Annotated in this window: 12 protein-coding genes; 3 read left to right on the top strand and 9 right to left on the bottom strand. The window is 43.2% G+C overall.

All coding sequences use genetic code 11. The features are described 5' to 3' along the window. The first annotated feature begins 27 nt into the window (after positions 1-27). Positions 28-2,379, top strand: a complete 2,352-nt coding sequence (gene arcB / locus ISG33_RS16115) for an aerobic respiration two-component sensor histidine kinase ArcB (RefSeq protein WP_195734654.1) — start codon at positions 28-30, stop codon at positions 2,377-2,379. Between the two features lie 84 nt (positions 2,380-2,463). Here arcB and ISG33_RS16110 read toward each other — a convergent pair whose 3' ends face one another. Beyond that, positions 2,464-3,003 carry a DVUA0089 family protein gene (locus ISG33_RS16110; RefSeq protein ID WP_195734653.1) on the bottom strand — a complete coding sequence of 180 codons (540 nt, stop codon included), beginning with the start codon at positions 3,001-3,003 and terminating at the stop codon, positions 2,464-2,466. A gap of 315 nt (positions 3,004-3,318) precedes the next feature. On the opposite strand from ISG33_RS16110, the gene ISG33_RS16105 reads away from it, so the two are divergent. Both ISG33_RS16105 and ISG33_RS16100 read left to right on the top strand, forming a co-directional pair. Continuing rightward, a complete protein-coding gene (locus tag ISG33_RS16105) occupies positions 3,319-4,644 on the top strand; it encodes an efflux RND transporter periplasmic adaptor subunit (protein WP_195734652.1) in 1,326 nt (441 codons plus the stop codon). Between the two features lie 17 nt (positions 4,645-4,661). Further along, a complete protein-coding gene (locus ISG33_RS16100) occupies positions 4,662-7,787 on the top strand; it encodes an efflux RND transporter permease subunit (RefSeq protein WP_195734651.1) in 3,126 nt (1,041 codons plus the stop codon). 30 nt (positions 7,788-7,817) lie between these two features. Here the strand turns inward: ISG33_RS16100 and ISG33_RS16095 are convergent, their stop codons facing one another. The 8 genes from ISG33_RS16095 to ISG33_RS16060 all read right to left on the bottom strand — a co-directional run bounded on the left by ISG33_RS16095 (position 7,818) and on the right by ISG33_RS16060 (position 14,471). Then, positions 7,818-8,561: a hypothetical protein gene (locus ISG33_RS16095; protein WP_195734650.1), complete on the bottom strand. Its 744-nt coding sequence runs from the start codon at positions 8,559-8,561 to the stop codon at positions 7,818-7,820. Positions 8,562-8,691: 130 nt separating this feature from the next. Next, positions 8,692-9,429, bottom strand: coding sequence for a helix-turn-helix domain-containing protein (locus ISG33_RS16090; RefSeq protein ID WP_195734649.1), 738 nt, complete (start codon positions 9,427-9,429; stop codon positions 8,692-8,694). 37 nt (positions 9,430-9,466) lie between these two features. Beyond that, positions 9,467-10,825, bottom strand: a complete 1,359-nt coding sequence (gene mgtE, locus ISG33_RS16085; protein ID WP_195734648.1) for a magnesium transporter — start codon at positions 10,823-10,825, stop codon at positions 9,467-9,469. A 178-nt stretch (positions 10,826-11,003) separates the two neighbouring features. Further along, positions 11,004-11,276 (bottom strand): HPr family phosphocarrier protein, encoded by a 273-nt coding sequence (locus ISG33_RS16080; protein ID WP_195734647.1) that lies wholly within the window; start codon positions 11,274-11,276, stop codon positions 11,004-11,006. Further along, positions 11,273-12,160 carry an RNase adapter RapZ gene (rapZ, locus tag ISG33_RS16075; protein ID WP_195734646.1) on the bottom strand — a complete coding sequence of 296 codons (888 nt, stop codon included), beginning with the start codon at positions 12,158-12,160 and terminating at the stop codon, positions 11,273-11,275. Before rapZ ends, ISG33_RS16080 begins: the two co-directional genes overlap by 4 nt. 24 nt (positions 12,161-12,184) lie before the next feature. Then, complete coding sequence (ptsN, locus tag ISG33_RS16070; RefSeq protein WP_195734645.1) at positions 12,185-12,628, bottom strand: PTS IIA-like nitrogen regulatory protein PtsN; 444 nt, start codon at positions 12,626-12,628, stop codon at positions 12,185-12,187. 13 nt (positions 12,629-12,641) lie between these two features. Continuing rightward, positions 12,642-12,929 carry a ribosome hibernation promoting factor gene (gene hpf, locus ISG33_RS16065; protein WP_195734644.1) on the bottom strand — a complete coding sequence of 96 codons (288 nt, stop codon included), beginning with the start codon at positions 12,927-12,929 and terminating at the stop codon, positions 12,642-12,644. Positions 12,930-12,953: 24 nt separating this feature from the next. Further along, entirely contained in the window at positions 12,954-14,471 is a 1,518-nt protein-coding gene (locus ISG33_RS16060) for an RNA polymerase factor sigma-54 (RefSeq protein ID WP_195734643.1), read from the bottom strand. Positions 14,472-14,562 lie beyond the last annotated feature (91 nt).

Here is a 14,562-nt window from a genome sequence, read left to right as displayed (position 1 = left end):
CATTGAAAGACAAAGAAATCTAAGTTAATGCAATCAAAATCATCAAACGAATCATGGGCTATCAGGTTTGCTAAATTTGTCGACCGTATCGGAACCTTGAAAGTCAGCATTTTATTCGTTGTATTTACTTTATTGTTTACCCTAGCAGGTTCGTTTCTTATCAGAACAAGTATGGGAAGCGAGATTGAATTCGACGACTTCATAAGCGCTATTATACTTACCTTATTGAGTGCGCCTTGGGTTTTGTACTTTTTTAGCGAATTGATAAAGCAGCTCGAGCATAGCAGAATTAATCTTGAGGATGCCGTGAGTCAGCTCGAGAGGTTAAGAAAGCATGATGTGATACTCAACCGCGAACTTCAAAACAATATACGCCAATTAAACTATGAAATAGAACAAAGACGCCATGCCCAGCTAGAGCGTGAAAGTGTATTTGAAGAGTTGGAAAAAGAAATCAAGGAGAAGTCGGAACAGGAGATGCAAGCTCGTCGTCTGTCCACACTCACGCGATCTATCATCGATGCGTCTCCTGATCTCATTTACTATCGAAACGAAGAAGGACGATTTGCTGGCTGTAACCGAGTTGCCGAGCAGGTCACTGGAAAGACCGAAGACGAACTTTTAGGCTTAACGCCACACCAAGTATACGATGAATCCCTTGCTCGCCAAGTTGCTGCCAGCGACAATGAAGTATTGGAAACAAATGCAAGCCTTACCGAAGAGCTGTGGCTAAAGTTCGCCGATGGACGCAGGCGTTATTTTGAGATGCGCAAGGTACCTTTCTTCGATAAGGAAGGTCATCGCTTGGGTTTGTTGGCATTTGGTCGTGACATGACTGAACGAAAGCAGGCTGAAAGTGCAGTTGAACAAGCCAGTAAGGATAAAACCAAGTTCATTGCCACAATAAGCCATGAACTGCGAACGCCCTTGAATGGCATTGTTGGCTTGAGCAGAATGTTACGAGATACAAAGCTTTCAAAAGAACAATTTGAGTGGGTGAGTACCATTTATGCTAGTGCGATAACTCTCGGAAATATTTTCAACGATATTATTGACTTAGATAAACTTGACCGCGATAAGATTGAAATTGAACTCAAAACAGTCAATTTACGAGACTTCACTAATGAGATAAGCAGCATTATCCGCCTGCTAGCGCAAGACCAGAATCTTACTTTCCATTCTGAAATTATTGAACCCATTCCTGTTGCAATTGAAGCAGATGGTACTCGTTTGCGCCAGGTATTATGGAACATATTGTTTAACGCGCTTAAGTTTACCCAAAAGGGTGAGGTGAAGCTGACAGTCGAAGCCAAGGTAGAGAGTGCCGACCATGCCAAAGTAACCTTTAGAATTAACGACACTGGCGTAGGCATTCCTGAGGAAGACTTAGAAAAAATATTTGCGATGTATTATCAGGTCGATCACCCCGATCATCAATCTGCGACGGGAACAGGTATCGGTTTGGCTATTTGTAAACAAATGGTCGATAAGATGGATGGCGATATTCTGGTCAATAGTGTCGTTGGTCAAGGCACTTGTTTTGAAATTATTTTGCCTGTGGCTATCAGCAAGCAACAGGCTCGCATGGCTGAGCTTGAAGTAAATAACTTGAATATTTTATTAGTTGAAGATATCGAGTTGAATGTAATGGTGGCTAAGGCCTTGCTTGAAAAGTTAGGCCAGCGAGTTGAGGTGGCGATGACAGGTACCGCTGCCATAGAAATGGCGAGGAAGACCCAATATGATCTTATCCTACTAGATATTCAATTGCCCGACATGACTGGCTTTGATGTCGCTAGAACTTTACATGAAGAAGAGCTAGTTTTACAAACCCCTATCGTCGCACTTACTGCCAACGTAATCAAAAAGCGCGAAGAATATTTGCAAAACGGAATGGATGATATTATTGCGAAGCCAATTAAGAAAAGCCGAGTGATAGAGGTATTCAATGAACTGTTTTCGGCTGAGCAGCCTAAGTCAGAAAGACCCGCAGCGAGTGAAGTAGTGAGCATACCAAAGGTAGACAAGATATTAGATATTGAAATGCTTCAGATGCTTATTGACACTATTGGTGAAGATATGGTCCGCACTAGTTTGGGTGTCTTTCAGGAGAAAATCCCAGAATATGTCGAGCTTCTAAAAGTATCCCTTGCCGCCGACGAAAAAGCAGACGTATGCTCTCAGGCGCATAAAATTAAAGGTGCAGCGGGCTCGGTAGGGCTTCAGCGCGTGCAGAAAACTGCAAATAAAATACAACAGGGTGACCATCCTGCATGGTGGGAAAATGTGCACGACTGGGTTGAAGAGTTAGATATGGCCATAGAGCAGGATGTGGAACATCTATTAGAGTGGGTTAATGCCAACAAAATAGATGATTGATGAAAGAACGGCTCCGCAACAAGAAGACGAAAATATTAAAAAAAATGGAGCCAAATTGGCTCCATTTTTAGTTTGTATTTATTTCTACTTTCGCTTGAATTTTGAAGCAAAGAGTAAAGGCAGAAAAAGGGCAAAGAACAACACAACTTGTGGAGCATTAACAGAAGTTAATCGTGCGTTACCTAATCCTTCAGTTCCAGTATCAACAACAATGAAGGCGAGACCTGTTCTATCGTTAATATTAAGTCCAGAAATAGCTTCGCTAGTTGAAAAGCCGAAGTCAGAAATTGCGGCGACGTAAAATCCGATCGACAGGCTGATTTCACTGATTAATGAGTTGTTAAAAGCACCCGATGGACCGCATACACTACTCGAACAACCGTCGTCGTTAGTTTCGATGAAATCATCTGTGCTTAAGTCACCATCATCGATAAACAAAAAGAGAACTGGATCTATTGTTGGGCCCATCGTATATATGTCGAAAACACCACTTTCGGTAACTTCGAAAAACGTATAGCCGATAGAGCCTTCGCCTGAGGCAGTGATGTCGTGCGATTGACTAATAAGTGCTGCATGACTTGAGCCCGCCATAATTATCAGTATGAAAGCGATTAGCTTTTTCATTTTTGATTCCTAATTACTGTCTAAAAAGCACGGCGCCTTTTAGTTTTTATCAGGGTTGCAATTATCACACCGTTTCTTAAGGCGTTGATTATGTGATGAATAAATTTGTGTTTTTTGTATGATGTAAAAATTATGGACACTTTCTCTTTGCTTGGAGAGCAGTAAACGTAAACCGGTCGAATGTGGTCAAGACTTATCTAACAAAAATGTAATGCAATACTTGCATTAAACAAAACCCAAAGCCTAGTTTACTACGTAATCTTTGTAACGAAATTGTTATGAGCTTTTGTGAATTATTTCACAGCAAGGATTACCATGAGTACAACATCAGAACAACAGGCCAGTTACAACAAAAAGGTGAACTGGGTAGCGCATTTCTTTGTGACCGTCGTTATCTTAATTATTACCGCCGCAGTGCTTAGCGCTTTATTTAGCAGCAAGCCCGAAGCGAGACGTTGGGGTGGTGACCGTCCTGCGCCAAGTGTGGCCGTAGATATTGCAGATATAGAAGTTCGTGATTTCGAGGTATGGGTTGATTCATACGGAACAGCTGAACCTTTGACTCAAACTGGGTTGGTTGCAGAGGTTAGTGGCCGCGTCAATTCGGTATCAGAGAAAATCCGCGCAGGGGCTAGCTTTAAAAAGGGTGATGTACTGGTGTCGCTCGACAGTCGTGACTATGAAGTTGAAGTAGATATAGCTGCCTCTGCTGAGGCCGACGCTCAATTGCGTTACCTTCAAGAAGTTGCCGAGGCAGAGTTAGCAGCTCAACAATGGAATAAACAACCTACTACTGAAGCGGCCCGCTTATTGGCATTAAGAAAGCCTCAAGTGGCTGCAGCCGAAAGCGCTTTGCGAGCTGCGAAGGCACGTTTGGAGAGAGCAAAACTTAACCTTGAACGAACCACCATTGTGGCGCCTTTTGATGGGCGAGTATTAACTCAAATGGTCGATGTTGGACAAGTAGTGAGTCCCTCACAGATGATTGCAAATATTTATAGCACTGATGCCATAGAAGTGCGCTTACCTGTGAAAATAGCAGACTTAGAGCATCTATATTTACCAAGTGAATCAGGTTCGCAGCTAGCTGACGATGCAGAACAACCTAGAGTGCGTCTATTAGGTGAACTTGGTAGTCAAACATATCAATGGGATGGCATTATTGTTCGTAGTGAAGGGGCTTTTGATCCGTCAACCAGAATGCTGTATTTGGTAGCTCAGGTAGATAGACCTTTTGAAAATACTGATTCAAGACCAGCCATTAGGGTCGGTCAATTTTTACGTGCGCAGGTGCAAGGCTCCACTTTAAGAGACGTCATTGTTATTCCCCGCAGAGCGGTATCACAAGACAACATGGTAAGCGTTGCCGATGAAGGCGTGTTGAGAAAGCGGCGGATTGAGCCGCTGTGGACAGATGCCAGCTCCGTGGTTGTTGCCAGTAACCCCCTGCCGTCTAAAGAGAGTGTTTACCCTCAAGACAGTTTTCGAAGCGCTTTATCAGCTAGCGATAAATTAATACTTACGCCAACGGCAAACTTGCCAGATGGTACTAAAGTGAAAGCAATCTTGACTGAACAAGACACGCCACCATCGCCTGCAAAAGAGATCAACACAGCGGTGAATGCCGTCGCTGCAAACTAGGTCTGAGGGAGAATACAATGATAGCATGGTTTGCAAAAAACGACGTTGCCGCGAATATCCTTCTTTTCGTGATAATGATAAGTGGCATTTATGTCGCGACAACAAAAATTCCCGTCGATTTGTTTCCTGAGTTCGAACAACGAAATGTACAAATATCGATGACCCTGCCTGGAGCTTCTCCGCAGGAGGTTGAAGAGGGCATCACGATAAAAATTGAAGAAGCCATTCAAGATCTTGAAGGAATTCGCCAAATAACTTCTTCCAGTCGTGAGGGCGGCGCGTCGGTGACAGTTCAAGTCGAGGAGGGCTATGATGTCAGAGCGATGCTCGATGAAGTGAAAATTCGGGTAGATGCGGTTAATAATTTCCCAATTGAGGCTGAGAACTTACTCATTCAAGTTCCTCAATGGCGAAGAGATGCTATCGGTGTGGTGTTATATGGTGATTACGATGCGTTAACGCTGCGTCGCTACGCGGATAATATTCGCGATGAAATAGCAAGTCTGAGCGAAGTATCGCAGGTGGAGGTTGAAAATGTACTCCCTTACGAAATTTCTATTGAAATACCTGAATGGGCCCTTCGTCAATATGATATCAGTCTTGAGCAGATAGCTGGCGTATTAAGACAGAACTCTAATGATGTATCTGCCGGCAACCTTAAAACAGATGGCGGTGACATCTTCATTAGAAGTCGGGGACAAGCCTATCGAGCTGATGATTTTGCGGATATTCCGATAATCACTACTCAAGATGGCACAATGGTGCGCCTAGGTGACGTTGCTAACTTACGTGATGAGTTTGAAGAAACACCTCTACGAATGAGATTTAACGGTGTCTCGGCGATTGAAGTCGAGATTTTCAGAACGGGTGACGAGAGCATCATTGATGTTACGACCGCTGTTCGCAATTATATAGAAGATAAACAGTCGCAAATGCCACAAGGAATGAGTATCGACTTTTGGCGGGATAGAAGTGAACCGATAAAGGCTAGGTTACAGACTCTCTCTACCAGTGCTTGGCAGGGCATGTTACTGGTTATTATCTTGTTGGCCCTATTTCTGCGGCCTTCAGTGGCATTTTGGGTGTGTTTAGGCATTCCAATGTGTTTTATGGGGGCTTTTTTATTCATGCCCCTGTTTGGGGTAACGCTGAATTTGATGAGTCTGTTTGCTTTTATTTTGGTGCTGGGTATTGTGGTCGATGACGCTATTGTTACTGGCGAGAATGTGTATTCGCATTTGCAGCGTGGAGCAACACCTTTAGATGCCGCTATAAACGGTACACGAGAGGTTGCAGTCCCTGTTACTTTTGGGATTTTAACTACCGCAGCAGCGTTTCTTCCTCTGGCTTTTCAAACCGGCAGAGGCAGTTGGTATGCTGCTATTCCTTACGTAATCATTCCTGTTTTGCTGTTCTCTTTGATTGAGTCAAAATTCATCCTGCCCGCTCACCTAAAGCATGTGAAAGCGAGAAGTGACAAAAAGCCGGGTCGACTCTTGAGACTACAACAAAAAATAGCAAATTCTTTGGAGTTGCTTATTGAACGGGTTTATCAACCTGCGTTAGCACAAGCCATGCGGTGGCGTTATGCATCTTGGATGACGATGTTTGCTTGTTTGGTGATTATCATAGGAACGATTGCAGCAGGACAAACAAAATTTGTCTTCTTTCCAAGAGTGCAAAGTGAAGTGGCGACTGCGAACTTAGTGATGCCAGCGGGTACTGCATTTGAGAGCACTGATCGCATAGTGTCTAGCATTACTAAACACGCCAAAGACTTGCAAGAAGAGTATCGCGATGACGATACCGGCGAGTCAATCATCCGTAATATTTATTCTATAAGCGGTGGAAGAAATTCGACCACTGGCCGTGTACAGATCGATATGATCCCGCCAGAAAAAAGAAGTATTGATATTACTACCCGAGAAGTGGTCAATGAATGGCGCAAGCGAGTTGGGCAAGTTGCTGGCGCTGAGCAGCTAAATTACCGAGCAGAAATCGGTGGCTGGGGCGGGTCAGCTATTAATATCGAGTTAAAAGGGCGAGACACCGAAGCATTGGCGGCCTTAGGCGAGCGTTTAAAAACTCAGTTGGCAACTTACTCTGCGGTTTCCGATATTGAAGATACACTGTCTGATGGCAAAGAAGAATTGCAACTTGAATTGAAACCAGAAGCCCGCTTGCTCGGATTAGACTTGAACACTGTTGCAAGACAAGTTCGTCAAGCCGTGTTTGGATTTGAAGTACAAAGAGTTCAGCGTGGACGTGAAGAAGTGCGCGTAATGGTGCGTTATCCTCTTGAAGCACGACAATCCATCGAGACCTTAGAGCAAATGACTATTCGCATCGGACCGAACACCGAAGTGCCCTTGTGGCAAGTTGCAAATGTGTTCCCAGGTCTAAGCCCAGATAATATTTTGCGCGTTGACCGCCAGCGAACGCTATCTGTTAGCGCTGATTTCGATAAACAGGGAGGCGATTTATCATTAGTACAAGAAGAATTAAGAGAGTGGTTAGCACAAGAAGTCAGTGCTTTCCCGGGCACAAACTTTGAAATGGCTGGTGAAGCCAGAGACCAAGCAGAGTCATCGCAGGGTTTGATGGTTGGGGCAGTGGCATTGCTAATATTGATATATATACTCTTGGCCATTCCGTTTAAATCTTATTCTCAGCCAATCATTGTTATGTCGGTCATTCCATTTGGCCTAGTTGGTGCGGTAATAGGGCATTGGATCATGGGAATGGATCTCACTCTACTCAGTTTCATGGGGATGTTGGCGTTATCAGGTGTGGTTGTAAACGACTCTTTGGTATTAGTCGACTATATCAATCAGCGAAGAAAAGAAGGCGTTGCCCTAAAAGATGCTGTTTTTAATGCGGGTGGTAGACGCTTCAGACCAGTCTTGTTGACCTCTCTTACGACTTTTGCTGGGTTAATCCCCTTGTTATTCGAAAAATCGACGCAAGCACAATTCCTTATCCCAATGGCTATTAGCTTGGGCTTTGGTATCCTGTTTGCGACCCTTATTACCCTGTTTATTGTGCCAATTAACTATCTTATCTTAGAGGATATTAAGGCATATTTTAGACGCTATAAGTCAGATATGATGAGCTTATTTGCTTCGAAAAAGCAGAATGTATAGGGAAAGCATCAGCTTGAAACGCACACTAACTTAGGTGTGCGTCTTTTGGCTCTGCTTGTTACGTAGACGCAAATCAGCAGAATCTTCCTCGGTGTTACCTTCCTTGGTGTTAGATGAGCTTAAGACGCGTTGCAGTTGCAGCGTTTCGTTCTCGCTGAACATACTGTCGAAATTGTCATGCTTCACATTAATTCTGCGTTTATTTTCAGGTGCGATAGCTAAATTCGCTTTTTTTATTTCAACCAAGAATTGTGGAACTGAAACATTATAGTATGTCGATACCCCTTTTTTTCTTGGGCCCGAAGCCGACAGTACATCGTCATGTTCTAACATAAAGTCTTGTTTAAATACGGCTTGTGAATGCGTGAAATCTATATCGGTGCTGCGTAACAAGGCGGCGTCGGCTACTGCTTTTATTCTTGTACTTTCTCCCTTGGTTTGCCATGTAACCGCGCAAAGGCTAATGTTAAATGCAATCTTCTGACCTGCGATAGCGCTTTGTTTTAAATAATCATGTTCATTTTTACGAATATCCTTAAGCACTTCAGATAAAGACGAAAAGTTCAGTTCCTCAAACGTTACCTTTCCGTGCTTTGATTGATAGCTCAACTTTAAGGTATTTTCGAGATAATAGACTTCTCCAGTATCTTGCCACTGGTCTTCATTACTCTGTTCTGGAGTTGATGATCTCTGGTGACAGGTTTGCTTGCGAGACTTGTTAATATGCCTATTGTAGGAAAGTAAAGAAGATAAACTGCGTATTACGGAAAGCATATATAGCCTCAGCATGATTCTAAATGGTATGAAGCCCAAAAGGATGAGCTAAACACAAAATAAGGGTGACAGTATATATATGCCGTAATGACAACGAAGGTTTAGTTATTTGTGAGCTTTGAGAAGAAAATTAGTTTTTCTTTCGGTATTGTTCAAAAATGGCCAAGGTCCATGGCCGCATGGCAACAACCAGAGCAGTGCCGAATTTATCGTCAAAGTCTACTACCTGATCTTTATCGAGAGCAGTATTAAACGCGGAACCTAATCGCTCTATTCTGTTAATTAAATCGGCTGAACTAGCTTTGCTAAGCATTCCCGAGAGAAACAAACGAATTTCTGAGTTGGCTGTAAATTTGCTACGAAAAAAATCAGACTGCACATGTTGCTTGTAAAACTGCTCAATTGGGCCATTTTCTATCCACTTGAAATCACGGCTTACCTTCAATTTTACTCTGTTTCCCGGAAGAAGGTCGATGATCTTCATTTTGTCGAGTTGAGCAAGACAACGTGTGAGCTCGTGCTCGCTATAATCATATTGTGCGATAACATCGCTGCATGACCAATGGCTCATTAACAGGTGGCTTAACATGAGCAATTTTGTATTGCTAATCAAGCTACTCTCCTGTTCAAGACTCAAACGTTCTGTAAGCGGTTTATCTTCAAGCATAATTGTTGTGAGGTCTGAAATCTCTATTCCTAATAGTGTGCATAAACTCTCTAAACGAGATAAGGAGAAGTCATTATTGGCAAACATGCGTTTTATTGCGGCTTCGGATAGGTCTAAGTGCATAGCCACTTTCTTATAGGTGAAGCCTTGGGTTTTGAGTAGTTTTTTTAAGGTGTTTAGTAATGCTATCTTTTGGCTCAAAAATCGACTCCTGTACTGGCAACTGACAGCAAACTATTTACAGTAAAAATAAGGTGGCCGTACCTAAGAAAGCGAAGATACCAACAACATCTGTAATGGTGGTTAAGATAACACTGCCAGCAAGCGCGGGGTCAATATTATACTTTTTCATAATAATGGGGAGCGTTGCCCCTGCAAGACCTGCTGCTATCATGTTCATCATCATCGCAAAGGCAATAACTGCGCCCAGCATGAAGTCCTGTTTCCACAATGCTATTACCGACGCAATCAAGCTTGCCCAGATCACACCATTTAAAAAACCAATCGCTAACTCTTTCCTTACTAGCCAAACTGAGTTACTCGGGCTGACATGCCCCAGTGCCATGCCTCGAATGACTAGCGTGAGAGTTTGGTTTCCAGCTACGCCACCCATACTAGGAACAATGGTGTTAAGAATCGCCAACACCGCTAACTGGCTAAGCGTCGCTTCAAATAGGTCGCTTACTGCGGCTGCTAGCAACGCAGTAACTAGGTTAACACCTAACCATATCGAGCGGCGTTTGGTACTCTGGCCTACCGGTGCGAAGGTATCTTCCTCATCATCAAGACCGGCCATACTCATCATACTGTGCTCTGCGTCTTCACGAATAATATCAACCACGTCGTCAATCGTAATTCGTCCTACCAAGGTTTGTTGTGCATCTACTACTGGCGCTGAGAGCCAATCATAGCGCTCAAACATACTTGCCACTTCGCTGTCACTCATATCTACGGGAATGGTTTCAGCTTCTTCGTTCATAATATCACTCACACTCATGTCAGGAAGTGAGGTGAGTAGTTTGGTGACCAATACAGTGCCGATGAGGTTGTCGTAGCGATTAACAACATATAGCGTGTCGGTGTTTTCCGGTAAGTTACCTTTTAAGCGCAAATAGCGCAACACCACGTCGACCGTCACGTCGGGCCTTAGTGTAATGGTGTCGGTATTCATGATGAAACCAGCCGTGTCTTCACCATAAGAAAGTGCTTTTTCGGCGCGTTGACGGTCTTGAGTATCCATCGATTTCAGAATGCTTTGCAAGACTGTGTCTGGAAGTGTGCTGAGGGTTTCGGCTAAGTCATCGGTATCCATGTCCTCAAGTGCGTCAACCACACTTGAAGGAACCATTTTCGTGATAATACCGTTACGCACATCCTCTGAGAGCTCTTCAAGTACATCACCATGGAAATCTGCGTCAAGCAATTCCCAAAGCTCGATACGTGTCTTTGTAGGGCTAGATTCAAGGAGTAGGGCGACGTCACTTGAGGGGAGGTCGTGCAGAAGTTTTCGAACTTGCACAAAAGTACCATCGTTAAGCGATTCACTTATCGATGATAATTGGCTTTGAACGTTGCTCGATTCTAATGTTTCTGCCATAACACCCTTTAGCATTTCTAAATTAGTAGCACCTTTGAGGCGTAAACTAAGTTGTGTTGATGCAGCTAGTATAACACTAGATTGCTCTAGTGTTATTTGTCTTGTTGATTTTATTGAAATTTATGTATTTTGCTTAGTCGCAATTTTACCGGGTACGCCCCCTTTGTTGCTGCGACTACTATTCGTCTTCGTTGAATTTATTGCTTATAAGATGTTCGATCGCATCAAGGGCATTTTGCGCGTCAGGGCCATCACACTTAAGCAATACTTCTTTCCCCTGGCTACTTTCTAGCATCATAAGAGCAAGGACACTGTTGGCAAACGCTTCTTTTTCACCTTGATGGAGAGTAATAGTGGCATCAAATTGATTGGCCAGCTTTGCAAGTTGTGTTGCAGCTCGAGCGTGTAAACCAAGTTTATTAACAATTGTCAGTTTTTTCTCTAAGGTCATTTGCTAGTGTCCGCATTTTCACTACTTTTACTCGCCATAATATGTTTAAGCTCACGATGGCGTATTTGAACGTCTCCATGACTTGATTTGAAGCTGGTTGCAAGCGACTCTGCAACGAATACCGAACGGTGTTGTCCGCCAGTGCATCCAATTGCAACGGTAACATAGCTTCTATTATTACGTTCAAGATGCGGCAGCCAAGTGCTGATGAGATTTTGAATCTGCCATATAAATTTAGTAACTAAAGGCTGCCCGCTGAGAAACACTTGAACAGGGCCGTCTAATCCGGTAAGCGGTTTTAGGTCGGGCTCCCAATGGGGATTTGGTAGAAAGCGTGCGTCAAAAACATAATCTGCATCTTTGGGGATACCATACTTAAATCCAAAAGATTCAAATACAATAACCAAGTTTGTACTTTTTTTGCCAAGTACTCGTTCTCGGATGAGCTCAGACAATTCATGTAATGAGAGGTTATCTGTATTAATATGCAGGTCGGCTTTTTCTGAAACCGGAATGAGGATCTCACGCTCTGCTTCTACAGATTCTGACAGCGATTTCCCCAGTTTATTCAAAGGGTGAAGGCGTCGTGTTTCACTATAACGCTTAATCAAAACGTCATCACTTGCGTCTAAGTATAATATGGTCACTTCCCAAATTTTAGGGAGAAAGTCGACAATTTCAGATACCTCGGTCGCCATTTTAGGAATATTTCGAACATCGATACTGACGGCAACATTTTCGTGTTCGTCTGCTAGAGCATGAGTGAGCGTTGGCAGTAAGCTAACTGGAATATTATCTACGCAGTAATAGCCGAGATCTTCAAGAGAGCGTAAGGCAATAGATTTGCCTGAGCCTGAGCGTCCACTAATTATCAAAAGATTCATTTCTCGGGCCTACTGGTAATGGGCTTAATGCAAGGCTGCAATGATTTGGTCTTTCGTTGAGGCTTTTCGCAGTGCCTTAACAATACTTTTATCACTCAGTTTTTGTGCAATGGATGATAGGGTTTGCAAATGCGCGTCGGTTTGTTCGGCGGGCACTAATAATGCAAAAAAGATATCGACAGGTTTGTCGTCAATAGCGTCAAAGTTGATGGGATCTTCACTTGTAACAACAACTGCAATAATGTCATTAATACCTTCTATACGACCGTGGGGAATAGCGATACCGTTCCCAATACCAGTGCTACCCACTTTTTCTCGGTTAAGCATGCTAGCAAGTACGGTATCGATATCTAAGTCGGGGCGCTGTTTAACAGCAATTTCACTAATAACTTCAAAGATTCGTTTTTTGCTTTGGCAATCGACCGCACATTCAGTGCGGTCTAAAGATACTATATCGGATATAATCATAACGAACTGACGACTAGTGTCGTTTTAGTTTTTCCTTGTGCTTAATAACTTGTCTGTCGAGCTTATCAATCAAGCCATCTATGGCTGCATACATATCGGTATGCTCGGCATTGGCATGCACAACATCGCCTTTGAGATGCACTGTTGCTTCAGCTCTCTGATTTATTTTTTCCACGTTTAGCACAACGTGTACGTTGCTAATATGATCGAAGTGCCGTTCTAGTTTTTCAAATTTTGTATCGACGTATGCTCTGAGTGAATCGGTAATATCAACGTGGTGACCAGTTAGGTTAATTTGCATAATGTTACGTCCTCTAGTTTCGTCTTATAACAGACTTTTTCTTTGGTTCGACGGGGGAATCGAGAGAGACTCTCGATATTTTGCAATTGTCCGCCGTGCAACTTGAATGCCTTGCTCGGCTAACAATTGCGCAATTTTGCTATCACTTAGGGGCTTAGCAGGCAGTTCTGCCGCCACTAATTTTTTAATAAGCGCCCTGATCGCAGTAGATGAGCACTCTCCGCCAGATTCCGTGGAAACGTGGCTGGAAAAAAAGTACTTAAGTTCATAAATACCACGAGGCGTATGCATGTATTTCTGAGTAGTCACCCGCGATATTGTTGACTCATGCATGTCGACCATTTCGGCCACATCATTTAATACCATTGGTTTCATCATTTCAGGGCCATGTTCGAAGAAGCCCATCTGCTGCTGTACGATACAGTGCGATACCTTCATAAGTGTTTCGTTACGACTCTCCAAACTCTTTATAAACCATTTAGCTTCTTGTAAATGAGACTTAATAAATTGCGAATCGTTCGAATTTTTTGTTGTTTTACTCAGTGCAGCATATTCTTTATTGACTACAAGAGGTGGTAAAGAATCATTATTTAGCTCAACTACCCAGCGACCATTTTTCTTAGATACGCTTACGTCAGGAATAACATACTCAGCTTCTTTTTGTGATATCGCCGACCCAGGACGCGGATTCAGTGTTTTCAACAAACGCATGACTTCTCGCAGCTGGTCTTCCTTCAGTTTTGTTTTGCGCATCAAAGTACGGTAGTCTTTGCTACTAATTAAATCGCTGTGCTCAGTTAATAGCATTTTAGTTTCCGCAACCCAAGGTGTGTCGGGGGCGAACTGATTAAGTTGCACCATCAGACATTCTTGAGGATTGCGCGAACCCGAACCGATTGGGTCGAACATTTGAATGCGCTTCAATACACACTCCACTTCGTCGAGCTCAATTTCCTCATTTTGCAGGCTATCGAGTATTTCTTCGCAACTTACTGTCAGATAACCAGATTCGTCGATACTGTCGATAATGGATATTGCAATCGAGCGATCGATATCCGAAAAGGGTGTGAGTTCCATTTGCCACAACAAATGATCCTGAATATTTTCGCTAGTTTCGCCCTGAAATACATAATCATCATCGGGGCTGGCGCCACCTGTCATGGTTGCGGGGGCAGATGATGAACTTAAATATTCTTCCCATGAACTATCGATGGGGAGGTCATCGGGAATTTCATTATTCTCGAGTGCATCGTGGCTGTCGACGTTGTCAGAGTTTTCAGCATTCAACGATGTGTTATCGAGATAGTCACCATCGCTTTCGTCGCTGCCGTCATTACTGGATTTATCCGACAATTGTTTGTCGTCTGATTTATCTGCATGACTGTCGCTTTCGTCCAGCTCTAAGAGAGGATTTGAATCCAGTGCTTCTTGAATTTCTTGCTGTAAATCAAGGGTGGAAAGTTGTAAGAGTTTGATCGCCTGCTGAAGTTGCGGCGTCATGGTAAGTTGTTGACTGAATTTTAACTGTAATGAAGGCTTCATTGATGTCCTTCTCTCGTAACATCCAAACTCGACATAACTGAGCGAGTAAAGCCAGTCATTTGAGAATGCAGGGAGTCTTGAGTAAGACGAT

This window comes from Marinibium conchae, from assembly GCF_015595035.1.
GTDB lineage: Bacteria > Pseudomonadota > Gammaproteobacteria > Enterobacterales > Alteromonadaceae > Glaciecola.
This window is presented reverse-complemented; position numbering and strand designations above follow the sequence as displayed.